At 65.0% G+C, this 22,786-nt stretch carries 24 protein-coding genes and 4 tRNA genes; 13 read left to right on the top strand and 15 right to left on the bottom strand.

Features of this window, described 5'->3' with window-relative positions:
• Nucleotides 1-40 precede the first annotated feature (40 nt).
• Entirely contained in the window at nt 41-340 is a 300-nt protein-coding gene (locus tag ACQ1W9_RS08830; protein ID WP_431026234.1) for a cory-CC-star protein, read from the bottom strand.
• Between the two features lie 15 nt (nt 341-355).
• The gene (locus ACQ1W9_RS08825; RefSeq protein ID WP_431026233.1) at nt 356-2,032 is read right to left on the bottom strand and encodes a carbon starvation CstA family protein; all 1,677 of its coding nucleotides are present in this window, start codon (nt 2,030-2,032) and stop codon (nt 356-358) included.
• Between the two features lie 200 nt (nt 2,033-2,232).
• Between ACQ1W9_RS08825 and ACQ1W9_RS08820 the strand changes: the two genes are divergently transcribed.
• The 5 genes from ACQ1W9_RS08820 (at nt 2,233) to ACQ1W9_RS08800 (ending at nt 8,080) form a co-directional block, all read left to right on the top strand.
• Nucleotides 2,233-2,523, top strand: a complete 291-nt coding sequence (locus tag ACQ1W9_RS08820) for a hypothetical protein (protein WP_431026232.1) — start codon at nt 2,233-2,235, stop codon at nt 2,521-2,523.
• Between the two features lie 113 nt (nt 2,524-2,636).
• Nucleotides 2,637-3,008, top strand: coding sequence for a response regulator transcription factor (locus tag ACQ1W9_RS08815; RefSeq protein WP_346062213.1), 372 nt, complete (start codon nt 2,637-2,639; stop codon nt 3,006-3,008).
• A complete protein-coding gene (locus tag ACQ1W9_RS08810) occupies nt 3,008-5,053 on the top strand; it encodes an exonuclease domain-containing protein (RefSeq protein WP_431026231.1) in 2,046 nt (681 codons plus the stop codon). The genes ACQ1W9_RS08815 and ACQ1W9_RS08810 overlap by 1 nt, the downstream gene beginning before the upstream one ends.
• A 39-nt stretch (nt 5,054-5,092) precedes the next feature.
• Complete coding sequence (locus tag ACQ1W9_RS08805; protein ID WP_346062211.1) at nt 5,093-5,314, top strand: hypothetical protein; 222 nt, start codon at nt 5,093-5,095, stop codon at nt 5,312-5,314.
• A gap of 51 nt (nt 5,315-5,365) precedes the next feature.
• On the top strand, nt 5,366-8,080 hold the full coding sequence (locus ACQ1W9_RS08800) for an ATP-binding protein (RefSeq protein WP_431026230.1): 2,715 nt from the start codon (nt 5,366-5,368) through the stop codon (nt 8,078-8,080).
• A 36-nt stretch (nt 8,081-8,116) separates the two neighbouring features.
• Here ACQ1W9_RS08800 and ACQ1W9_RS08795 read toward each other — a convergent pair whose 3' ends face one another.
• From ACQ1W9_RS08795 to ACQ1W9_RS08785, 3 genes are all read right to left on the bottom strand, one after another.
• Nucleotides 8,117-9,268: a DUF294 nucleotidyltransferase-like domain-containing protein gene (locus ACQ1W9_RS08795; protein ID WP_431026229.1), complete on the bottom strand. Its 1,152-nt coding sequence runs from the start codon at nt 9,266-9,268 to the stop codon at nt 8,117-8,119.
• 159 nt (nt 9,269-9,427) lie between these two features.
• On the bottom strand, nt 9,428-9,721 hold the full coding sequence (locus ACQ1W9_RS08790; RefSeq protein ID WP_431026228.1) for an HlyU family transcriptional regulator: 294 nt from the start codon (nt 9,719-9,721) through the stop codon (nt 9,428-9,430).
• Nucleotides 9,722-9,809: 88 nt separating this feature from the next.
• The gene (locus tag ACQ1W9_RS08785; protein ID WP_195859696.1) at nt 9,810-11,030 is read right to left on the bottom strand and encodes an argininosuccinate synthase; all 1,221 of its coding nucleotides are present in this window, start codon (nt 11,028-11,030) and stop codon (nt 9,810-9,812) included.
• A gap of 206 nt (nt 11,031-11,236) precedes the next feature.
• On the opposite strand from ACQ1W9_RS08785, the gene rnt reads away from it, so the two are divergent.
• On the top strand, nt 11,237-11,902 hold the full coding sequence (rnt, locus tag ACQ1W9_RS08780) for a ribonuclease T (protein ID WP_346062207.1): 666 nt from the start codon (nt 11,237-11,239) through the stop codon (nt 11,900-11,902).
• Between the two features lie 87 nt (nt 11,903-11,989).
• On the opposite strand, the gene ACQ1W9_RS08775 is transcribed toward rnt, so the two are convergent.
• Nucleotides 11,990-12,334, bottom strand: coding sequence for a Grx4 family monothiol glutaredoxin (locus tag ACQ1W9_RS08775; protein ID WP_431026227.1), 345 nt, complete (start codon nt 12,332-12,334; stop codon nt 11,990-11,992).
• Nucleotides 12,335-12,763: 429 nt separating this feature from the next.
• On the opposite strand from ACQ1W9_RS08775, the gene argF reads away from it, so the two are divergent.
• The gene (argF, locus tag ACQ1W9_RS08770; RefSeq protein ID WP_431026226.1) at nt 12,764-13,684 is read left to right on the top strand and encodes an ornithine carbamoyltransferase; all 921 of its coding nucleotides are present in this window, start codon (nt 12,764-12,766) and stop codon (nt 13,682-13,684) included.
• Nucleotides 13,685-13,810: 126 nt separating this feature from the next.
• On the opposite strand, the gene ACQ1W9_RS08765 is transcribed toward argF, so the two are convergent.
• Nucleotides 13,811-13,886, bottom strand: a tRNA-Ala gene (locus ACQ1W9_RS08765).
• A gap of 243 nt (nt 13,887-14,129) precedes the next feature.
• Between ACQ1W9_RS08765 and uvrY the strand changes: the two genes are divergently transcribed.
• The 6 genes from uvrY to ACQ1W9_RS08735 all read left to right on the top strand — a co-directional run bounded on the left by uvrY (nt 14,130) and on the right by ACQ1W9_RS08735 (nt 17,792).
• Nucleotides 14,130-14,780 (top strand): UvrY/SirA/GacA family response regulator transcription factor, encoded by a 651-nt coding sequence (gene uvrY / locus ACQ1W9_RS08760; protein WP_431026225.1) that lies wholly within the window; start codon nt 14,130-14,132, stop codon nt 14,778-14,780.
• Between the two features lie 63 nt (nt 14,781-14,843).
• Nucleotides 14,844-16,658: an excinuclease ABC subunit UvrC gene (uvrC, locus tag ACQ1W9_RS08755; protein ID WP_431026224.1), complete on the top strand. Its 1,815-nt coding sequence runs from the start codon at nt 14,844-14,846 to the stop codon at nt 16,656-16,658.
• A gap of 86 nt (nt 16,659-16,744) precedes the next feature.
• Entirely contained in the window at nt 16,745-17,293 is a 549-nt protein-coding gene (gene pgsA, locus ACQ1W9_RS08750) for a CDP-diacylglycerol--glycerol-3-phosphate 3-phosphatidyltransferase (protein WP_346062202.1), read from the top strand.
• A 62-nt stretch (nt 17,294-17,355) separates the two neighbouring features.
• A tRNA-Gly gene (locus tag ACQ1W9_RS08745) sits at nt 17,356-17,430 on the top strand.
• 50 nt (nt 17,431-17,480) lie between these two features.
• Nucleotides 17,481-17,554, top strand: a tRNA-Cys gene (locus ACQ1W9_RS08740).
• Between the two features lie 152 nt (nt 17,555-17,706).
• Nucleotides 17,707-17,792 (top strand) — tRNA-Leu (locus tag ACQ1W9_RS08735).
• Nucleotides 17,793-17,855: 63 nt separating this feature from the next.
• Here the strand turns inward: ACQ1W9_RS08735 and ACQ1W9_RS08730 are convergent.
• The 8 genes from ACQ1W9_RS08730 to ACQ1W9_RS08695 all read right to left on the bottom strand — a co-directional run bounded on the left by ACQ1W9_RS08730 (nt 17,856) and on the right by ACQ1W9_RS08695 (nt 22,781).
• Entirely contained in the window at nt 17,856-18,077 is a 222-nt protein-coding gene (locus ACQ1W9_RS08730) for a hypothetical protein (RefSeq protein ID WP_431026223.1), read from the bottom strand.
• Nucleotides 18,074-18,316 (bottom strand): hypothetical protein, encoded by a 243-nt coding sequence (locus ACQ1W9_RS08725; protein ID WP_431026222.1) that lies wholly within the window; start codon nt 18,314-18,316, stop codon nt 18,074-18,076. The genes ACQ1W9_RS08730 and ACQ1W9_RS08725 overlap by 4 nt, the downstream gene beginning before the upstream one ends.
• A gap of 69 nt (nt 18,317-18,385) precedes the next feature.
• Nucleotides 18,386-18,559, bottom strand: a complete 174-nt coding sequence (locus tag ACQ1W9_RS08720; protein WP_346062200.1) for a hypothetical protein — start codon at nt 18,557-18,559, stop codon at nt 18,386-18,388.
• Between the two features lie 416 nt (nt 18,560-18,975).
• A complete protein-coding gene (locus ACQ1W9_RS08715) occupies nt 18,976-19,494 on the bottom strand; it encodes a hypothetical protein (RefSeq protein ID WP_431026221.1) in 519 nt (172 codons plus the stop codon).
• Nucleotides 19,494-20,306 (bottom strand): hypothetical protein, encoded by an 813-nt coding sequence (locus ACQ1W9_RS08710; protein ID WP_346063589.1) that lies wholly within the window; start codon nt 20,304-20,306, stop codon nt 19,494-19,496. The genes ACQ1W9_RS08715 and ACQ1W9_RS08710 overlap by 1 nt, the downstream gene beginning before the upstream one ends.
• 2 nt (nt 20,307-20,308) lie before the next feature.
• A complete protein-coding gene (locus tag ACQ1W9_RS08705; protein ID WP_346063588.1) occupies nt 20,309-21,190 on the bottom strand; it encodes a baseplate hub protein in 882 nt (293 codons plus the stop codon).
• On the bottom strand, nt 21,191-22,579 hold the full coding sequence (locus ACQ1W9_RS08700) for a lytic transglycosylase domain-containing protein (RefSeq protein WP_346063587.1): 1,389 nt from the start codon (nt 22,577-22,579) through the stop codon (nt 21,191-21,193). It abuts the gene before it with no gap.
• The gene (locus tag ACQ1W9_RS08695) at nt 22,569-22,781 is read right to left on the bottom strand and encodes a hypothetical protein (protein ID WP_346063586.1); all 213 of its coding nucleotides are present in this window, start codon (nt 22,779-22,781) and stop codon (nt 22,569-22,571) included. The genes ACQ1W9_RS08700 and ACQ1W9_RS08695 overlap by 11 nt, the downstream gene beginning before the upstream one ends.
• Nucleotides 22,782-22,786: the final 5 nt, after the last annotated feature.

Genomic DNA, 22,786 nt, shown 5'->3' with positions numbered 1-22,786 from the left:
GCCCGGGGCAAGAGGCCCCCGTTCTCCTCGGCGCTTGGCGCTAGCAGCACTTGAAATGATCCAGGGGCGAGTGCTCCATGCCCATGCGCCGGTGCCAGTCGTGGAAGCGTTCCAGCAGCAGGGGCTGGAGCTCCAGGGTGTAGTAGGCCACCGGGTTGGAGAGCCCCATCATCTCGGAGAAGACCAGCAGCATAAAGAGATCGTCCTCGTCGCGCCGGGCCCGGGCGATGGCCCCCCGGTAGCGGGTGGAGTAGATCTCCTCGGCGAAGAATCGGGCCTGGCCGAGCCAGGCCCGAATCCGTTCGAGCCGCGGATCCTGAGGGTCACGATCATCGCTCATCGGTGTCCTCCCGCGTCACTCTTGGGACTCCAGGGTCTCGGCCCGGGAGCGTTTGAGGGCCGAGGCGCACTCCATGGCCACCAGGATGGCGGCGATCAGCACCACGATATCCAGCACCAGCAGGAAATGGTTGCCCTGCTCGAGGAAGCTGCGCAGCTGGATCAGCAGGGCCGCGATGGTCATCACCAGCAGGAAGCACAGCGGCACCAGGGTGTAGACCATGGGGCGCTTGAGGCGCACCAGCATCACCGTGATCACCAGCAGGGTCAGGCCCGCCAGCAACTGGTTGGTGGTACCGAACAGCGGCCAGATGATCAGGCCACCGGAGCCATCGGCGCCCCCGGCCCCGAAGGCCAGCAGCAGGCAGCTACCCACCGCCAGCAGGGTGGCCGGCGCCGACTTCTTCATCCACTGTTGATTATAGATCTCCCCCCACTCCTGGAAGATATAGCGCTGCAGGCGCAGGCCGGTATCCATGGTGGTCCCGGCGAACAGCGCCGCCATCACGGTGAGCAGGGTCGCGGCGGTGGCCTCCGGCAGGCCGATGCCGTTATGGATGATAAAGGCGCCGCCCTCCACGAAGGCATTGACGCCGCCCTGGCCGAAGGCGGTGTACATGGCCTGCCAGTCGGCGAAGGTCGCGAAGCCGGCGGTGGCGGCGAGAATCGCGGCCAGCGCCAGCATGCCCTCGCCGATGGCGCCGAAGTAACCGACGAAGCGGGCATCGGTCTCCTTGTTGAGCTGCTTGGAGGTGGTGCCGGAGGAGACCAGGCCGTGGAAGCCGGAGATGGCGCCGCAGGCGATGGTCACGAAGAGCAGCGGCAGCAACGACGGGGTGCCGGCAGGCACGTTGTCGTTGAAGGCCGGGGCCACCAGGGTCGGGTTCATCAGCAGGATGGCACCATAGAGGACGATCAGGCCGATAAACAGCTGCAGGCCGTTGATGTAGTCCCGGGGCTGGAGCAGCACCCAGACCGGCAGCAGGGAGGCGATGGCCGCATAGCCGAAGAGGATCAGGATCCAGACCGCATTGCCGGACAGGCCAGCCACCTCGGCGGGCATCTGGATGGGCACCGAGGGGCCGATACCGATCAGCGCATAGAGGGCGATCACGCCGAGGATCGACACCATGGGTAGGCTCAGCAGGCGGCGGTAGATCAACTGGCCGATGATCAGCGCCACCAGGATGGCGCCCCACACCGGGACCACGGCGCTGGAGAAGTTCATCATCAGGCCGGCGATCACCACGGCGAAGACCGCGTTGACCATCAGCAGCACCAGGAAGATCACGATCATGAAGATGCTGCGAGCCCGCTTGCCCACCACGTCGCCGGTCAGGGCGCCCACCGACTTGGCCTTGTTGCGCACGCTGGCCCAGATCGCCCCGGTGTCATGCACCCCGGCGAAGAAGATGGTCCCCAGCACCACCCACAGGAAGGCGGGCAACCAGCCCCAGATCACCGCGATGGCGGGCCCCACGATAGGGGCGGCCCCGGCCACCGAGGTGAAGTGGTGCCCCCACAGCACGAAACGGTTGGTGGGCACATAGTCCACTCCATCCTCGTACTCATGGGCGGGCGTCTTGTAATCGGGGTCGAGGCGGTAGATCCGCTCGGCGATGAACCTGGCGTAGAGGAAGTACCCCGCCGCCATCGCCCCCAACCCCAGGACCAGCAGCACGATTGCGCTCATGTGATAGGCTCCTTGGTAAGGCGTTCTTTTTTCTTGGTCGCTCGCCGATTCGGCGAACCTTGGCTGGCATGCGTTATATTGCCACTCGCTAAGATTGGTAGCCAGCCACCAATAAATCCATCATAACCAAGGAAAAATCGGTCGTATTTCGCCCAAAGTCGAAGCGTTTTGCGGGGCGGATGAACTCCGTGGGAGGTGCTATGAATGCTTTCTGGTCAACCCTGGCCATGGCCGCGGCCTTCGGCCTCTTTATCGGCATGCTGCTGCGCCTGTCCCTGCGTCGCGACGCCCCCCGCCCGGCGGCCTGGGTGCACCCCCTGGGAGGGATCGCCGCCGGCCTGGTGGCCTTCTTCCTGTATCAGGGACTCGGTTGGCTGACCCGGGTACCCGACTGGCTGCTGCCGCTGCTGGTGATCCTGCTGGCCTGGTACTGGCTGCGCCCCCGCCGGGACGGGCTGGGCTTCGGGCACCCCGATAACGGCCACGGCTGATCGCCAAGCGCTTTCTCCTTCCTCGCCGCGCCATTCTGCCAAGGTCGCCTTTCAACGTCCGCCGCCGCGCCACTAGACTGCACTCAACAACGACAATCGACGAGGAGGGGCCGATGCCCAAGGTGCTGGTGGTGGATGACGAGCCCAATATCGTCCTGTCTCTGGAGTTCCTGATGCAGCAGGCGGGCTTCGAGGTCACGACCGCCGAGGATGGCGAAGGCGCCCTGGCCCGGGTCGCCGAGGACCTTCCCGACCTGGTGCTGCTGGATATCAGCCTGCCCGATCTCAGCGGCTTCGAGGTCCTCGAGCGGCTGCGCCAGATGCCCCGGGGTGCCAAGCTGCCGATCATCATGCTCACCGCCCATGGCCGCGAAGTGGAACGGGAGAAGGGCCTGGCACTGGGGGCGGATGATTACATCACCAAGCCCTTCTCGACCCAGGCCCTGGTGGAGAAGGTCAAGGCGCTGCTCGACGAGGCCCGCTGATGGGGCTGCCCAGACGCCAACGCCTGGTCGGTGCCTGGCTGCTGCTCAGTGGCCTGAGCTTCTTCGCCGGCCTGGTCATCGCCCTCTGGCTCGACGCCCGCCTGATGCCCCAGGGCCCGGAACGCCTCGCCCTCTGGGCGGCCAGCCTGGCCAGCGGGGTGCTGCTGTTCACCCTGGGCGCCCTGCTGGAGCGGCGCCTGCTGCGCCCGCTGCGCCACCTCCAGGTACTGGTGGCACGCCTGGCCGCCAACCCCGATGCCCGTGACGACTACCCTCCCGAGGGCTGGCTGGCCGGCCTGGCCCCGGATCTCAAGCGGTTACGGCAGGGCTGGCGGGGCGACCGCGAACGCCTGGCCACCGCCCATGCCGAAGGCGCCCGCAGTGCCGCGCGGATTCGCCAGGAGCTGGAGTCCCTGCTGCAGCTCCTGGAGACGCCCCTGCTGCTGTGCGATCGCCACCACCGGATCCTGCTCTTCAATCAGGCCGCCGAAACGCTCTTCGCCGACCATCCGGGGCTGGGCCTGGGCAAGCGCCTGGAGGGGCTGCTGCCCCAGGCCAGCCTGCGCGATAGCCTGGCCCGGCTGCCCGATGATGGCACGCCCCGGGAGCTACTGGTGCCCCTGGGCGAGCACTGGCTGCGCGCCATGCTGCGCCGGGTGCCCAGCCAGCATGAGGAGACCCTGATCACCCTGGAGGACGCCACCGCCGCCTGGCACAGCGAGCTGGGGCCCCGGGCCGGCCTGGCAGAGCTGCTGCCACGCCTGCGCGGCCATGGCGCCAACCTGGGCAGTGCCGCCGAGGCCCTGGGCCAACTGGAGGGGCGGAACGAGGCCCTGCGCCATCGCCTGACCCAGGCCGTCCAAGAGGAGAGCGAGCGCCTCGGGGAACTGATCCACGGCCTCGGGGAGCTCACCGAAAGCCTCCAGCAGCAGGGCGAGCGTCTGCTGCCCACCTGGTCCAATGATCTCTTCGAGGCCCTCAACGAGCGCCTCACCGAGCGTGGCCTGGCGATCCGCCCCATCGGCATCCCCGCCTGGATCAAGGCCGATGCCCCGGCGCTACTGGGGTTGCTCGAAGCCCTGGTGGAAGAGCTCGCCGCCACGACCGGCCAGACCTGCCTGGAGGTCGAAGCCTGCCTGGGCAACAAGCGGGTCTACCTGGACCTGATCTGGATCGGCACCCCACTCTCCCAGGGGCGGCTGGCCCAGTGGCAGTCGCGCCGGCTGGCGCAGCTGCCCCTGGGCCCCAGCCTGCAAAGCCTGCTGCGCCAGCATGCCAGCGAGCTATGGAGCCTGGCCGACGAGGATGGTCAGCACGCCCGCCTGCGCTTGCCATTGCCGGCGGCGGAGCGGGTCGGCGCGCCCCGCCCCCGGGTCCCCCCGCGCCCTGAATTCCACGACTTCGGCATCGCCGAGCTGCCGCCACCGGATGAGGCCCTGGCGGCCCGCCCGCTGCCCGCCCTGGAGGTGGTGGCCTTCGATACCGAGACCACCGGCCTGGCCCTGCGCCAGGGCGACAAGGTGATCAGCCTGGGCGCCTGTCGCATCGTCAACGGCCGCCTGCTGGCCGACGACACCTTCGATGTACGCATCGACCCCCAGCGCCCCATTCCCCCGGCGAGTACCGCCATTCACGGCCTGCGCGACCAGGACGTGGCCGGCGCCCCACCCCTGGCCCAGGTCCTGCCGCGCTTTCGCGATTATGTGGGCGATGCGGTGCTGCTGGCCCATAACGCCGCCTTCGATCTGCTGGCCCTGCAGCCCACCGGGAGCCCCTGCCGCCTGAGCATGCCGATACTCGACACCCTGCTGCTCTCCCGGGCCCTGGACCCGGGGCTGGATGGCCATGACCTGGACAGCCTGGCGGCGCGCTACGACCTGACCATTCCCCCCGAGGCGCGGCACACGGCGCTGGGCGATGCGCGCCTGACCGCCGAGCTCTGGCTGCACCTGTTGCCGCGTCTGGAGGCCCGCGGGATCGAGCGCCTGGATCAGCTGTTACGCCTGCAAACCAGCGCCTTCGACAGGGAGGACGCCAGCGCATGATCCCCCACCGCCCCCTCTCCTCCCTGCAGGGGGACGCCAATGCGTGAGCCCGACAAGCGCCCCCGCCACCTGGAGCGGCTACTGGCCCTGCTGCTGCTGGCCCTGGCGCTCTTCTCGCCGCCGCTGGTGATCATCGCCGACCGCCCCCTGGCCGGCGGGCTCTCCGCCCTGCCCCTCTATCTGCTGCTGGCGTGGGGCCTGGTGATCGGCCTGGCCGCCTGGCTGCTGGAGCGCGGCGCCCGGGAGGGAGACAGGGAATGAGCCTGCGCCGGCCGGCAACAGGCGTGACCGCCCCCCGGGAAGGGGGCCGGCATGCGTAGCGAAGCGGTTATCCTCGCTGCCGCTTTCGGCTACCTGGCGCTGCTGTTTCTGATCGCCGCCTGGGGCGACCGGCGCGCCAGCCAGGGCCGCTCGGTGATCGGCTCACCCACCGTCTATGCCCTCTCCATCGCCGTCTACTGCACCGCCTGGACCTTCTATGGCAGCGTCGGCCGGGCCACTACCCAGGGCGCCAGCTTCCTGCTGATCTACCTGGGGCCCACCCTGGCGATGCTCTCGGCGCCCTTTATCCTGCGCAAGATGGTGCGTGTCGCCTCGGACCAGCGGCTCACCTCCATCGCCGACTTCATCAGCGCCCGCTATGGCAAGAGTCGCGTGCTCGGCGCCCTGGTGGCGCTGGTCGCCCTGGTGGGCATCACCCCCTATATCGCCCTGCAGCTCAAGGCGATCACCCTGAGCCATGCGGTGCTGGTAAGCTATCCCGCCCCCATCGAGCTGCAACTGGCCGAGGAGCGTTTCTGGGTCGACAAGTCCTTCTGGGTGGCCCTGGTGCTGGCGGTCTTTATCATTCTCTTCGGCACTCGCCACCTGGATGCCAGCGAGCGCCACGAAGGCATGGTGGCGGCCATCGCCTTCGAGTCCCTGGTCAAGCTGGTGGCCTTTATCTCGGTGGGCGTGTTTACGGTCTTCGTGCTCTTCAACGGCGTGGGTGACCTCTTCGCCCGGGCCGGCGCCGATCCCCGGTTGCGCCAGGCCCTGGACCTGTCGGCGGTGGATGGCGGTGCCCTCGGCTGGAGCGGCCTGCTGCTGCTGGCCTTCCTGGCCTTCTTGACCCTGCCCCGCCAGTTCCAGGTGCTGGTGGTGGAAAACGTGGACGAGCGTCACCTGATCCGCGCCAGCTGGCTCTTTCCTCTCTATCTGCTGGCCATCAACCTCTTCGTGATCCCCATCGCCCTGGCCGGCATGCTGCTGCTGGGGGGCAGTGACCCGGACAGCTTCGTGCTGACCCTGCCGCTCTCCGCCGGTCTCGAGGCGCTGCCGCTACTGGTCTTTATCGGCGGGCTCTCCGCCGCCACCGGCATGGTGATCGTCGAGACCATCGCCCTCTCCACCATGGTCAGCAACCAATTGATCATGCCCCTGCTGCTGCGCTCCCCTCGATGGCGCCTGGAAAGCCGTGGCGAGCTGCGCGGCTGGCTGCTGGGCATCCGCCGGGTGGCCATCCTGCTGATCCTGCTGCTGGGTTACCTCTACCATGCCCTGCTCGGCGATGCCTACAGCCTGGTGACCATCGGCCTGGTCTCCTTCGCCGCCGCCGCCCAGTTCGCCCCCGCCCTACTATTGGGGCTCTACTGGCGGGGCGCCAATCGTCGGGGCGCGATCACCGGCCTGGTGCTGGGGGCAATGGTCTGGGCCTATACCCTGCTGCTGCCGGGCTTCGCCCAGTCCGGCTGGCTACCGCCGAGCCTTATCGAGCAAGGCCCCTGGGGCCTCGACTGGCTACGCCCCTATGCCCTGCTCGGCCTGGAGGGCTGGGATATCTATACCCATTCGCTGCTCTGGAGCCTGGGGCTCAACCTGACCGCCCTGGTGGGCCTCTCCCTGTTCGGCCGCCAGAGTCGCCTGGAGCAGACCCAGGCGGCACTCTTCACCGGGGCGCTGCGCCGCGATGCCATGCCCACCAGCCTATGGCAAGGCCAGACCAGTCGCGGCGAGCTGCGCGACCTGCTGACCCGCTACCTGGGCGCCAAGGCGGCCACCCGGGTGCTGGAGGGGGGGGGCGACGACCGGCCGGCCCCGCCGGCACTGATCGCGCGCACCGAGCGGGCCCTGGCCGGGGCCCTGGGCAGCGCCTCGGCGCGGGTGCTGATCAATTCGGTGGTGCGTGGGGAGGCCCTGGACCTGGAGGCGGTGCTGAGGATCCTCGACACCACCTCCCAGACCCTGGAGTACAACCGTCGCCTCAAGCAGAAATCGGAGGAGCTGGCACGCATCGGCGAGGAACTTCGCGGTGCCAATGAGCGGCTGCGGGAACTCGACCGCCTCAAGGACGAGTTCGTGGCCATGGTCAGCCACGAGCTGAGAACGCCGCTGACCTCGATTCGAGCCTTCGCCGAGATCCTGCGCGACGGCAAGGACCTCCCCGACGCCAAGCGCGAGCAGTTCCTCGAGGTGGTGGTGCAGGAGAGTCAACGTCTCTCTCGGCTGATAGAGGAGATCCTCGACCTGGCCCGGCTGGAGAGCGGGCGCCTGACCCTCAACCCCCAGCGCCTCGACCTGGCCGCCCTGGCCCGCCACGGCCTGGCGGCGGTGGAACGGCTGCAGGCGGAGCGCGGCGTGACCCTGGAGTCGGCCATCGAGCCCGGGGAGGCCTGGGTGATGGGCGACCCGGACCGCCTGGCCCAGGTGATCATCAACCTGCTCGATAACGCCGGCAAGTTCGCCGATGATGAGCGGCCCCGGGTGCGCCTCACCCTGAGCCGCCACAAGACGCACTATCGCCTCGCCGTCGAAGACAACGGGCCCGGTATCGACGAGGCCGAGCGCGAGCGGGTCTTCGAGAAATTTCACCAGATCAAGCAACGGCAGGGCGGCAAGCGGCGCCACCGGCCCAAGGGCAGCGGCCTGGGGCTACCCATCAGCCGCGGCATCGTCGCCCACCTGGGCGGCCGCCTCTGGGTAGAGTCCGCCCCCACCCTGGGCGGTGCCTGCCTGATCATGGAGCTGCCCGAGGCCCTCGACGATTAAGCCCGGCCCTACCGGTAGCCCTTTAGGGCCACTCCCTCAGGTCCCGTGTCGCCGCTCCTTCCGGGCGGCGGCCTTGGCCAGCTTGATCAGCTCGCGCACCCGCCCCAGGTCATGGCGCAGCAGCAGCCGCTCCGCCTCGTCCAGGCGCGCCATATCGATCCAACCATCCGCGGCTCGCCCCTGGGCCAGGCTCTCCCGCTGGGCGCGCAGCAGCAGCGCCTGAAAGCGCCCCAGGACCGCCTGCAGGGCCTGCGCCTGTGCCGCCTCCAACCCCTCGCGCCCCACCAGCTCCGCCAGGCGCCCGCGGGTATCGACGCTGCGACACCCATGACACCAGGCCAGCAGGCGGGTGGCATTGACCAGCGGCAGCAGGCTGCGGCGCTTGAGGTCGAAGGCCCGCTCGTGGGGCGCCTCGTCATCCACCACCAGGCGCCCGAAGCGTTCCAGCAGCGGCGGCGACTCCTCCAGCAGCTCGGCCATCTCGTCGAGGAACAGCGCCGCCCGGGGCACCAGGGCGAGGGCCTTGTCGCGCAGCGCCTCGGCCAGGCGCGCCTCGCCATGCACCGGAAAGAAATCGAGCAGGATGGTGGCCTGCTGCACCCGCTTGACCCGCCGCTCGGCGGTCCAGATCTCCAGTTGCCGGCCCCACTCCTCCAGGCGCTTGCGCCACAGGGGCCAGCGCGCCATCACATATCCCCGACACAGCGGAATCCCCGCCGCGTCCAGACGCGCGGTAAAGCGCTCTCCCAGTTGCTGAAAATAACCGTCGATCTCGGTGTGGCGAGCGTCCGGATAGGCGTCGAGGATCATGGCGTTGTCCTGATCCGGCCCCAGCAGGCTCTCGTGGCGGGCCCCGGAGCCCAGGGTCAGCACGCAGAAGGCCACCGGCGGCGCGCCCCAGCCCTGGGCCAGCATCTCGGTCAGGGCATCGTCGATGGCGCGGCGATAGAGCCAGTCGTTATGGTCGCTGAGCAGCTCGGCGATACGCGACGCCGGCAGCTCCAGGCGCACCAGGGCCTCCACCAGGGTGGGCTGCCAGGCCTTGGCCTCGGCCAGGCCCGGCTCGGGCCCCAGCGCCGTCAGGGCATCGCTCAGGGGCGCCAGCGACTCGGGCCAGCATGAGGGATCGGGGGGAAAGGCCCCGGCGAAGAGGGACCGCCAGGGGGAAGGACGTTGCAGCAGGCGCATGGGCACTCCTCGTCGGGACTGCCCGCAGTGTAGCGCCTGGCGGCATCCTTGCCTGTTGGGCCAAAGGCCAAGTCAGCGGATCATGGCTATCAGCGGGGCTCGGATATCGCCTCGCCGATATCGTCGATGGACGGACTGCGGCCTTAGTGGGCCCGACCCTCAGCGGGGCTCGAACATCGCCTCGCCGATATCGTCGATAAAGCGCTGCGCCTTGCTGATCATCAACTGCTCGCAGGCCGCCCGGCCGGGCACCACGTCGGAGCGCTCGAAGCGGTGTTCCTTGACCTCGCCACCGTCTACCGGCAGACGGATCCAGCCGCTGACCCGGTACTGGCCACCCTGCTCCTGGCAGTCGGGGATAATCCGATAGCCCCGGTATTCCACCGGCTCCGCCTCGGGAGAGGCCTTGGCTTCGCCCTGGCCGAAGAGGCCGGATAACAGCTTCTTGAACATGGTGTCCTCCTTGTCGACGCCTCAACGACAGCGACGCCGGCCAGGGCCGGCGTCGCTGAGTCTTAGAACTGAAGGAATGCCCCCAGCCTTAATCTTGCTTACGGCCCTTGCCGGCGGCAATCCGCAGCCGCAGGGCGTTAAGCTTGATAAAGCCCTCGGCATCCTTCTGGTCGTAGGCGCCGGCATCGTCCTCGAAGGTGGCGATGGACTCGTCGAACAGCGACTCGGCGGACTGGCGGCCCACCACGGTGGCGCTGCCCTTGTAGAGCTTGATGCGCACCACGCCGGAGACGTTCTCCTGGGTGGCGTCGATGGCGGCCTGCAGCATCTTGCGCTCCGGGCTCCACCAGTAGCCGTTGTAGATCACCTTGGCGTACTTGGGCATCAGCTCGTCCTTGAGATGGGCCGCCTCGCGGTCCAGGGTCAGGGACTCGATGGCGCGGTGCGCCTTGAGCATGATGGTGCCCCCCGGGGTCTCGTAGCAGCCGCGGGACTTCATGCCCACATAGCGGTTCTCGACGATATCCAGGCGACCGATGCCATTGGCGCCGCCCAGCTTGTTGAGGGCCTCGAGCACCTCGTGGGGCTTCATGGCCTGGCCATCGATGGCGACGATATCGCCCTTCTCATAGGTCAGCTCGATATAGGTGGGCTGGTCCGGGGCGGCCTCCGGGGAGACGCTCCAGCGCCACATGTCTTCCTCGGCCTCGGCCCAGGGATCCTCGAGGATGCCGCCCTCGTAGGAGATATGCAGCAGGTTGGCGTCCATGGAGTAGGGGGATTTCTTCTTCTTGGAGGAGAAGTCTACCGGGATGCTGTGCTCGTCGCAGTAGGCCATCAGTTTCTCGCGGGAGTTCAGGTCCCACTCCCGCCAGGGGGCGATCACCTTGACGCCGGGCTTGAGGGCGTAGGCGCCCAGCTCGAAGCGCACCTGGTCGTTGCCCTTGCCGGTGGCGCCGTGGGAGATGGCGTCGGCGCCGGTCTCGTTGGCGATCTCGATCAGCCGCTTGGCGATCAGCGGGCGGGCGATGGAGGTACCCAGCAGGTACTCGCCCTCATAGATGGTGTTGGCCCGGAACATCGGATAGACGTAGTCGCGCACGAACTCCTCGCGCAGGTCCTCGATGTAGATCTCCTTGACGCCCAGGGCCTGGGCCTTGGCGCGGGCCGGCTCGACCTCTTCCCCCTGACCGATATCGGCGGTGAAGGTCACCACTTCGCAGTTGTAGGTCTCCTGCAACCACTTGACGATAACGGACGTGTCCAGGCCGCCGGAGTAGGCGAGAACGACCTTCTTGACATCGGACATTCGGGGCTCCTTGGTGAATCGACTCATGCAAGACGCTGCGGCGGGGAAGCCCGCCACAGCCTGGGGTTTCGAGCGCCTCAGTATAGCGCCCTTGGTCGGCGTCGAATACCGCCGCCTGGCGCCAGGCGGGGGCAAAGATGCTAGAATCCGCCCCACCCGGGCGGTCCATCGCCAGGGATGATCATGAATCGGGAAGGGAGAGGGGCATGAGCGAGGCAATCGCCCGCGAAATGATGGCGCAGCGCTTTCGAAGTTTTCTGCCGGTGGTGGTGGACATGGAGACCGGCGGTTTCAATGCCGAACGCGACGCCATCCTCGAGATCGCCGCCGTGACCCTGAGCATGGATCCGGAAGGCAACCTGATACCGGATGCCACCTACGCCTTCCATGTGAGCCCCTTCGAGGGTGCCAATGTGGAGCAGTCGGCCCTCGACTTCACCGGCATCAAACTCGACGACCCCCTGCGCCAGCAGGTCGCCCTCGGCGAGGCGGAAGCCCTGGGGGAGATCTTTCGCCCGGTGCGCAAGGCGGTCAAGGCCAATGGCTGCACCCGCGCCATCCTAGTGGGTCATAACGCCGCCTTCGATCACGGCTTCCTGAATGCCGCCGTCAACCGCTGCGGCATCAAGCGCAACCCCTTCCACCCCTTCTCCAGCTTCGATACCGCCAGCCTCTCCGGGCTGGTCTATGGCCAGACGGTGCTGGCCCGCGCCTGCCGCGCCGCCGGCATCGCCTTCGACAATACCGAGGCCCACTCGGCCCGCTACGACACCGAGCGTACCGCCGAGCTGTTCTGTGCCATCGTCAATCGCTTCAAGGACCTGGGGGGCTGGAACCTGGCCCAGCGGGAGCAGGGCCTGGAAGAGGTCTAGGGCAAGCCGGATAGCAGCCTGACAAGGCAAATCGCCCCCATGGCAAGGCCATGGGGGCGATTTTCTTCCAGCGTCCCGCAGACGACATCAAGCTTCCGGCTGGTCGTCCTTGTGCTTGGCGGCAGTGGCCTTGACCAGGGTCTCCAGCTCGCCGTTCTGATACATCTCGACGATGATATCGCAGCCGCCCACCAGCTCACCGTCCACCCACAACTGGGGGAAGGTGGGCCAGTTGGCGTACTTGGGCAGCTCGGTGCGGATATCCGGGTTGTCGAGGATATTGACGAAGGCGAAGCGCTCGCCGCAGGACATCAGCGCCTGTACCGCCTGGGCGGAGAAACCGCACTGGGGCAACTGGGGAGAGCCCTTCATGTAAATCAGGATGGGGTTCTCGCCGATCTGCTGCTTGATGTTGTCGATGGTAGTGCTCATGGGGATTCCTTCTCGACGGTGACTGTGAGCTTGGCAACCATTCTACTGATCCCCGGCGGCGAAAACAGCCCCGGGGCGACACCCAGGCTGCCGCCAAGGCAACGGCCAGGGCTATCTCAATTAGCCTCATCAGCCTCGGAAACCCGGGGCTACCCTGGGGACAGGCCGTCGCGGGGCGCTGTGACCCCCTCCCTGGGCGCTACTTTTGCCCTGCTTCGCTCTCGCATCCTGCTCCGCTTGCAGGACCGGGGCTGGCCATCCCTGGCCAGCCCGTTCGGAGCCGTGCTCCTTACCCCTGGCAAAAAACCCCCGCTCCATCCTGCCCCCAGCGCCCCTCAGCGACTCCGACTGCGATAGATAGCCTTGTCCCCACGCGTTGCGCCACATCGCCCGGCTAGCTAGGATGGTCGTTTTACGCGGAGTGACATCATGGCGGCACGCCATTTCCTGACCCTGCTGGATCTGAGCCCCGAGGAGCTCACCTACCTGATTCGTCGGGCCATCTCCATCAAGACCGGCCTCAAGACCCAGGGCCCCACCTATACGCCCTTCGCCAACCGCACCCTGGCGATGATCTTCGAGAAGTCCTCGACCCGCACCCGGGTCTCCTTCGAGACCGCCATGGCGCAATTCGGTGGCCACGCCCTCTTCCTCTCGCCCCGTGACACCCAGTTGGGTCGTGGCGAGCCCATCGGCGATACCGCCCGGGTGCTCTCCGAGATGGTCGATGCGGTAATGATCCGCACCTTCTCCCACCAGGGCCTGGAAGCGTTCGCCACCGCCAGCAGCGTGCCGGTGATCAATGCCCTCACCGACGACTACCACCCCTGCCAGTTGCTCGCCGATGTGATGACCTGGACCGAGCTGCGCGGCAGCGTGCGCGGCAAGACCGCGGTGTGGATCGGTGACGGCAATAATATGTGCCACTCCTGGATCAACGCCGCCCGCCAGTTCGACTTCCAACTGCGCATCTGCTGCCCCGAGGGCTATGAGCCGCGCCAGGATATCCTCGAGGCCGCCGGCGACCGGGTCAGCCTGGTGCGCGATCCCCGCCAGGCGGTGGACGGCGCCGATCTGGTGACCACCGACGTATGGGCCTCCATGGGTCAGGAAGAGGAGCAGGCCAAACGCGAACGGGACTTCGCCGACCTCCAGGTCACCGAGGCACTCCTCGACCTGGCCAGGCCGGACGCCCTCTTCCTGCACTGCCTGCCCGCCCACCGCGGCGAGGAGATCAGCGAGACCCTGCTCGATGACCCCCGCGCCGTGGTCTGGCAGGAGGCCGGCAACCGCCTGCACGCCCAGAAGGCATTGCTGGAGTTCCTGCTGCTGGGCAAGGTGGACGGCTAGGCGCTCTCCCTCTCCCGCACAGAAAGAGGCCGGCCCCATCTGGGGCCGGCCTCTTTTGTCGGGACAACTGACTGGCAAACAACGAAGAAGCCACCGCGCTGGGCGGTGGCTTCTTCTCGATTCGGTTGGTGGAGCCTAGCGGGATCGAACCGCTGACCTCAACACTGCCAGTGTTGCGCTCTCCCAGCTGAGCTAAGGCCCCACACGGAATGTCTGTAGCGTCATTCGGGCTGTCGCTGCTGGCATCTCCCTCAGCGACGAGGCGAATATTACGCCCCCCTCCCGAAACCGTCAACCCCTCAGTCGTAATTAATCGTCATTCGCTGATCTTGGGGCCACCCCCCGCTAGATAGCGCCCCTAAATGAAGCTAAGCTAAGTCACTCATGGACGAGGCGCCACAGGCCCCGTCATCGAGACGATTCAACTGCCTATCGGGGTATCGCTTTGATCAGGGTCATTGTCGCAGATGATCATCACTTGGTGCGCACCAGCATCGCCCGGATGCTGGATGCCGAAGAGGGCATCACGGTGGTGGCAGAAGCCGCCGACGGCGAGGAAGCCATCGCCCAGGCACGCCAACACCGTCCCGATATCGTGCTGATGGATATTCGCATGCCGGGGATCGGCGGCCTGGAGGCCACCCGCAAGATCATCAAGGGCATGAGCGATATTCGGGTCCTGGTGCTCACCGCCTATCTCGAGGACGCCTTCGCCCAGCGCCTGCTGGACGCCGGTGCCAGCGGCTTTATCTCCAAGGGCACCGAGCTGCCGGAGATGGTCAACGCCATCCGCAGCGTCTTCGCCGGCCAGCGTTATATCAGCCCGGAAATGGCCCAGCGCCTGGCCCTGTCGCGTATCAGCATTCAGGACAACCCCTTCGACCAGCTCTCCCAGCGCGAGCTGCAGGTGGCGATGATGATCGTCAACTGCCACAAGGTCAGCGATATTTCCGATCGCCTCTTCCTCAGCCCCAAGACGGTCAACACCTACCGCTACCGGATCTTCGAGAAGCTCGGCGTCCATTCCGACGTGGAACTGACCCATATGGGGCTGCGCTACGGCCTGGTGGAAGGCTACCAGTCCAACGAGCTCTAGGCGGGGGCGCTGTCCGCCCCCCAACTCTGTTATGCTGGGCCAGGACTTAGCGGCACGGCTTCCATGAGTTTCGATTCCAAGCACTTCCTCAAGACCATCGGCCAGGGCCCCGGCGTCTACCGCATGTATGACGACGCCGGCGACACCCTCTATGTGGGCAAGGCCAAGCGCCTGCGGGCGCGGCTGGCCAGCTACTTCCGCGGCACCCTCAACGCCAAGACCCAGGCCCTGGTGACGCGCATCGCCGATATCCAGGTCACCCTGACCCATAGCGAGACCGAGGCGCTGCTGCTGGAGCAGACCCTGATCAAGGAACTGCGCCCGCCCTATAACATCCTGTTGCGGGACGACAAGTCCTACCCCTTCGTCTTCGTCAGCGACCACCATCCCTATCCCGTCCTGGAGTACAAGCGTGCCCGGCGGCGCCGCGACGATGGCCGCTACCTGGGCCCCTACCCCAGCAGCGGCGCGGTGCGCGAGAGCCTGTCGCTGATGCAGAAGATCTTCCGCATCCGCAACTGCGAGGACAGCGTCTTCGCCCATCGCTCGCGGCCCTGCCTGCAGTACCAGATCCAGCGCTGCAGCGCGCCCTGCGTGGGGCTGATCGACGAGGACGCTTATCGCCGCGACCTGGAACATGCGGTGCTGTGCCTCTCCGGCAAGAGCGATCAGGTCACCGACGAGCTGACCCGGGCCATGGAAGCGGCCAGCCAGGCGCTGGCCTTCGAGGAAGCGGCGCGACTGCGCGACCAGATCCAGCAACTGCGCCGCCTGCAAGCGCGCCAGTATGTGGATACCGGCGGCGGCGACGCCGACCTCTTCGCCCTGGCGGAGCGCCCCGGCGGCCTCTGCGTGGCGGTGCTCACGGTGCGTCAGGGGCGCATGCTGGGGGTCAATCACCACACCCCCGTCAATGGCCTCGACCTGGCACCGGAGGCATTGCTCGGCGAGCTGGTCAGCCAATACTACCTGGGCTCCGCCCGGGAGGTCCCCGAGGAGGTGATCACCGGCCTCGCCCTGCCGGATGCCGACCTGATCCAGGCCGCCTTGAGTCAACAGGCCGGACGCCGGGTGCGCCTGACCCATCAGGTGCGCGGCCACCGCGCCCAGTGGCTGGGGCTGGCCCAGACCAATGCCGAGCAGCACCTGGGCACTCAACTGGCCAACCAGACGCAGCTGGCCAGGCGCTTCGAGGCCCTGCGCCAGGCCCTGCACCTGGAGTCCCCGCCGACCCGCCTGGAGTGCTTCGATATCAGCCATAGTCAGGGCGAGGCCACCATCGCCTCCTGCGTGGCCTTCGGCCCCGAGGGCCCGCTGAACTCCGACTATCGGCGCTTCGCCATCGAGGGTATCGCCCCGGGAGATGACTATGGCGCCATGCACCAGGCCCTGAGCCGACGCTTCAAGCGCCTGGCCGAGGGCGAGGGCAAGCGCCCCGACCTGCTGGTGGTGGATGGTGGCAAGGGCCAGCTGCGCATGGCCCGCGAGGTGCTGGAGGAATTCGGCCTAGGCGACATCCGCCTGCTGGGGGTCGCCAAGGGCAGCACCCGCAAGGCGGGACTCGAGACCCTCTTCCTCGAAGGGGCCGACCAGCCTCTGGCCCTGGAGGCGGATTCCCCCGCCCTGCACCTGATCCAGCATATCCGCGACGAGTCCCATCGCTACGCCATCGCCGGGCACCGCGCCAAACGCGACAAGGCACGCCGCACCTCGACACTACAGGAGGTTCCCGGCATCGGCCCCAAGCGCCGCCGGGAGTTGCTGCGCTTCTTCGGTGGCCTGCAGGGGGTCCGCCAGGCCAGCCGCGAGGAACTGGCGAGGGTTCCCGGCATCAGCGCCGGCCTCGCCGAGACCATCTATCAGGCGCTGCATGGCTGACAATGCTCCCAGGCACATGGATGATCCCCACGGCCGCGGGTAGAATGACCCTTTCGACTCCTCAGGCAAGGACACGCGACTCGACGATGAATATCCCCAACCTACTTACCCTGGCCCGCATCGCGTTTATTCCCCTGCTGGTGGTCATCTTTTACCTGCCCTATGGCTGGAGCCTGCCCCTGGCGGCGGCATTGTTCGCCCTGGCTTCCATCACCGACTGGCTGGATGGCTATCTGGCCCGGCGCTGGGATCAGGCCACCCCCTTCGGGGCCTTCCTCGACCCGGTGGCCGACAAGCTGATGGTAGCGGTGGCCCTGGCCCTGCTGATCGAACGCTACGAGAGCCTCTGGCTGACCCTGCCGGCACTGGTGATCATCGGCCGCGAGATCGTTATCTCGGCGCTGCGCGAGTGGATGGCCGAAATGGGCAAACGCGGCCTGGTGGCGGTCTCCTGGATCGGCAAGGTCAAGACCACCCTGCAGATGGTCGCCCTGCTGCTGTTGCTGGGCTTCGTCCCCGGCGCTCCGGTGGCCCAGCTGGGGGTCGCGACCCTCTATGCCGCCGCCGCCCTGACCCTGTGGTCCATGGCCCAGTACCTGCGTGCCGCCTGGCCCCATCTGCGTCGTTCGATGTAAGGAAAGTCGCAATAAACGTTTGACAGTCACGGAGTTATCCGTATAATTCGCTCTCGAGTCAAGCGGGAATAGCTCAGTGGTAGAGCATCGCCTTGCCAAGGCGAGGGTCGCGAGTTCGAATCTCGTTTCCCGCTCCAGATTCAGACTTGCCCAGGCAAGACTTTCTGAAATTGGCCCGACTCAGTGAGGCTGGATGGCAGAGTGGTCATGCAGCGGACTGCAACTCCGTGTACGCCGGTTCGATTCCGACTCCAGCCTCCATTTCTTGATTTCCCCAGCTCGAACCTCCCGCCCGGATGGCGAAATTGGTAGACGCAAGAGACTTAAAATCTTGCCTTTCGAGCTATAAAGTATTGGATAATCAGCGGCTTAGAATGCCGCCGATTTTTTATGTAGCATCTATGTAGCACCCTGCCGGGATGGTGGAATCGGTAGACACAAGGCACTTAAAATGCCTCGACCCACGGTCGTGCGGGTTCAAGTCCCGCTCCCGGCACCATCCCACACAAGAAAGCCCCGCCATTGAGCGGGGCTTCTGCTTTCTAGGTCGGCGTCAGCCCTGCTAGGCCCCCTGCTTCTCGGTGCACACGCGGGCAAGCTTGCGGATCTCCTCCAAGTGACCGGAGATGTTTTCCATCAGCCCGACCATGACGTCGTCGCTCAGGACGTTGCGGTCCTCCTGGCTGCAGAAGTGGTCAACCAGCAGCTCGGACAGCGCCCAGGCCTTGTGGGCGTGCGATTCGATGTGATCGCGCGCAGAAAGGTTAGGGATTGCATGGCTCATTTGTTCACCTCCTGGGCGTAGAGGATCTCGGCTTGCTCATGCATCTCGTCGGCGGCATGCATCATGTCAGTGGAGCCGAGGCCAGCAAGCACCTTCGCGTGATGAACGCCATGATCGGTCTGCAGCATCTTGCTAATGGCCATGAAGAGGCTCTCGGCATTCCGTAGATGCTCTCGAGCCAGGGTCGTGGTGTCGTAATGATCATTGATGCGTGGGTCGGTGGTATCATGGTCTTGCATGTCGGCTTCTCCTCAGTAGTTGCCGATGTGTATTGCCTCGAGGTGCTGCAACACCTCGGGGCATCCTTCCTACTTCTTTTCCTTCTCCACAAGCTCCAGGCCCGCATCGACCAGCGATCTCAGCGCATTGGCGCGGGTCACTGGCTGACGTGTCACGCGCTCCAGTTCCTTGCGGTATGCCTCCACCCGCTCCAGCAGTTCGGTAGAAAGGCGTATGGAGACTTGGTGATCCTGGGGTGCCATGTTTCATCCCTAATGAACTCTATTGGGATTCAATGTAGTTCATCGGTTCTCGCTCGGCAAGGCTTTTTCCCAATGAGGCCGAACATCTTCCACCGATGCGTGCCAAGGCCATCAGCCATGTGCCGGGGGAATGGAAGGGTCGGGAACCGATCCCGACCCCTGGCGGCCGGCAAGGGCGTCATCACGATTACACCGACTGTGGGAGCGCCTGGTGGCAGGGCAGCACGGCGATCATGCACGCACCCGACTCATGAGCCCCCTGAGACGTGACACGGCGAGGGATTCAGCCTGCTTGTTGCGGTGCTTTGGCGATTGATCTGGGCGGCCAGTGGCCGACTCAAATAGGTGCCGACGCTTATCAAATAGGTACTGACTACGCATGGTCAACTCGTAGTGATCTCCACAGACGCTAGCCATTATTTGCCCTCCTTGCTGTCAGTGGTGCCGTGCCGTTTGGCGAGAAACTCTTGATACGCAGCATCCCTTTGCACTTGGGTATCCCCCGTCGTGTGTTGAGTGCCATCTTCCCAGGCGTTGGCCTTACGTTCCTGCGCGGCCTTGTAAGCGGCATCAAGCACGCCGCGGGATTGGCGTTGGTCGATCCATTCCTGGCGAGCCGCCTGGCGCTGCGCCTGGGCGTCGTGAACAGCTGATAACGCACGCGCTCCACGCTCCACCTCTGATGCGGCCTCGGAATCCATGATTGCCATGCTGGCAACAACGTGCTCTCCGTCTCGCACAACACGCCCACCCATGGCGGCGGAGTGGCTGCGTTCCTGTGCGGCTTCGTAAGCATTTTCGATGCTGTCAGTGGTGCCATACCGCTTGGCTAGAAACTCATTACGTGCCGCATCTCTTTTCACTTGGGCATCGTCCTTCCAGGCGTTTTCCTTTTTAGGCGGTTGGCTATAGCACTTGCCTTTATGGTCGGTCATTACACTTCCTCCACGAGATCACTAGTTGTGATGATTTCCAGAGCCCCGGCCTCAGTATGTGCAGCGAAATACCGGTTGCCGCGAACCTTCGAGAATTGCTCGGCAGTCAGCTCGTTATCACCGGGTTCAAACGAGACGCCCATAATGGTCAGGCTGCCGCCTCGATGATTGCGAACGGCGACAGTTAGCGCGGTGCCGCTATCGCCTACCGCGAACAGCTTGGGCTGCGCCTGTTTAAGCGCATCCTCCAGGCGCATGGCCTCGGCCAGCAGGGCGGCTTGTTCTTCCTGTTCGCCCCGCATGGTGGCCACGGCTTCGGGATCCATCAGCTCGGCCATTGCTTCCAGGTTCGGTAGGCTGGGGAAGCTCCACCACGGTTGCGGGAACTCGATCAGGCCGGTTTCCACCCCGGCGCCGCTGGCGGCCACCACCAGCGCGGCCACCACCTTCTGACGCTGTTCAGCGCGGTGGTAACGGACATTGCTCATGGCGTTAGCAATCAGCCATTTGCCATCCCGTGCCAGAGACGAATCCAGGCCGGGTTGATCCGCTACGGCGGCAGCGTGTTGGCCCACCACAAGGCCAGCCATTTGAAGGTCTGACTTGCTGGCGTAGATCTTCCCGGCAGCGCTCACTACAATGCCCTGCAGGCGTTCACGCTGGGCATCCTCGTCCACAGTGCCGGACACGCTCTCGCGCAGCTCATGGGCGGCTTGCCGGGCCTTTTCATAGGCAGGACGAACAGCATCTGCGGCTCTGCGCTGGGTTTCGTCTTGCTGGGCGATAAGGTCTTTCAGTTGATCTAGGTTCATGTCTACCTCGTGGTGGTGGTTCTAGGGTTTAAACCCTGGAGCGTCGTTGACCAGTTGTCCCCATATAAATCGCCATCGTGAGTTAGCCCGGAGATTCGATATATACCAGCTCCAATAGTGTCTGCTCGGTGGATTGCATTGGGATTGGCGAAGTTTAGTTGCCCCGTCTCGTTCCGCACTTCAATCTGGTCAAGAATTTGGACTTGGTTCATTAACCTTGTGGTGACTTCAATCCCCCATTGGGTGATTATCGGAGTGCCAACCATGCCAGTTAATGCGCTAGTGGAGTGCATGGTTTCCCGCTTGGCACCATCGCGGAAGATAGTCAGCCTCCCCCCGTCAATCGTCCAAGTAAAGCCGAAATTTTTAGCCTCTGTGGCGAGGAAGGTATTAGCGGACTGCTGTACAGGCATCGAACTTGCCAAGGTCGGAAGGTCGGAGAAGTCGCCGACAAACTCAACGGGCAAGCCGAAAGACTCGGCCACCTCAGTAACCACTTCCAGCATGTTCGTGCCAGCGCCAAACGTTTTCACCACCTGGGCATTGTCCCAGTTCACCCCTGACGCTCGACAGAACAAGGTAACGAAAGTCTCCGGGCCATCTCTGCCGATGCTCACGTTGTATATGGTTCCAGAAAACAGTTGCCCCCAGCTATCCCTGTATCCAGCTGTAAAACGAACTCTGTCATAGCGCTCATAGATTTTTTGGCGGGACTGCCGGCCCAAGCCAAATACGGTAATCAAGGCGTGAGAGTCGTAACTTCCATATCCGCGATCAATACGAAACTGGACTCTAGCGGGGTCCCCGACAAAACCATCTAGCTCCAGCGTCTCGGAGTTATCCCCAACACTTAGATGGTATACCCTATCCAGGATCGGTGACATTCAGTCCACCCCGTTTTGTAAGTCACGTGAACTCTGCTGTGAAAGGTGCGAAATACGGCGATCTACTTCTCGGCCTACAGCATCAGGATCGTTGCTCTGAATATGGAAGTGATTCGTCTGGTGGATCGTGCCGCCCCTAAGTTCTCGCCCCATCACGCCCTCGACCTTCAATTCATATTCGAGCGCCTGGCTGGCTACGTACCGCATGTGATCAACATCAGATTGCAGGTCGCGTCGTGCGGACTCGCGCCAGTCGTCGGACTCGCTTAGCCAGCGCTCAAGCGTTCCGGGGCCGGCGTTATAGGCAATCGTTGCCAGCTCTTCCGATTCGAACTCTCGGGCCAGCGCCCCCAAGTAATCCTGTGCGAAGCGCTCGTGCTCTGCCTGAGTGTTATTCTGGAGCGGCATCACCCCGTAGCCGGGATCGCGGCCAGTGCTGGGGATGATCTGGTACATCCCCTGGGCGCCCAGGGGGCTGGTGATCAGCCTCCCGCTAGCATCGCGATGGCGACCTCCTGACTCCACTTGGGCTATGGCCTCGAGAAGGGTCATTCCCGAGATTTCGTTGCTAACACTAGACGTGTCACGCTGCCTTGCGCGGAGATCCGCACCGCCATCCGCCCCACGGACAAACGCACCTTCTCCCGGAGGGGCGTTGGGTATGTTCCCGGTGAGAATTCCCGTAAACGCATCAATCGCATCGACCAGATGCGGACCCAGCCCAGTGACGAGGTTGTCGTTAAGCTCATCCATGGCGCGGCTCAACTCGCCCATGCTCTGATTTAGCTGACGACTAAGCCTAACTTCCTCTTCAGTGAGGGTCCGAAGCTCCGCGGCTAGCGCAAGCTGTTCCCCGAACACGTCAGGGCCACCGCGCAAAAGGTTCTGGATGCCGGTCCCGCTAATGCCCAGTTGATCCAGTGCCCGGTTACGCTCCACATCGGAAAGCCCCTGAAACTGGCGAGACAACTCCAACAGCGCCGCCATTTCATCCTGAGCGGTAATGATGCGGTCAACATCAATGCCGAACATGCCCGCGCCGAACAATTCGCCTTCGCCATAGGCCGCTTGGTCGCGAAGGTCTCGCATTGTCTGAAGCACGTTAAGCGCGTTGTCAGCGCTCCCGCCTGCTTGCTCCAGGGCAAACCCCAGCCGATCGGCCGCTTCGGCGGACAGGCCAAGGGCGTCGGCCTGGGCGGCGAAGGCGTGGCGGCTCTTGGCAAGCCTAGTGGTCAGTGCAGCGCCACCAAGGCCGGCAGATATTGCAGCAGAGAAGCCCCAGGCGGCGCGGGTGACGCCGGCGAATAGGCTGTTGGCCTGCCGGAAAGACTGTGCGTCTGTTTCCAAGCCCAACTTCACGAGGAGTTCATCTAGGTATTCACCGGCCATTGCCGCGGCCCTCCATTTTGTCGAGGCGGGCCTCCAGTTGCTTCAGGCGATCGACCAAGAGCACGTTGCTCTGAACCAGTGTGGCCAGCAGATATGCTTGGTAATCGCCTTGCTGGGCCTTCTGTAGGGAGTTCTGTAGAGCCAGTTCAAGGCGCTCGTTCTGCATCTTGTCTAGGCCGTGTGTTTTCAGCATGTCGGACATGGGAT

Origin of the sequence: Halomonas sp. H5 (assembly GCF_050613175.1) — a bacterium.
GTDB lineage: Bacteria > Pseudomonadota > Gammaproteobacteria > Pseudomonadales > Halomonadaceae > Bisbaumannia > Bisbaumannia salifodinae.
This window is presented reverse-complemented; position numbering and strand designations above follow the sequence as displayed.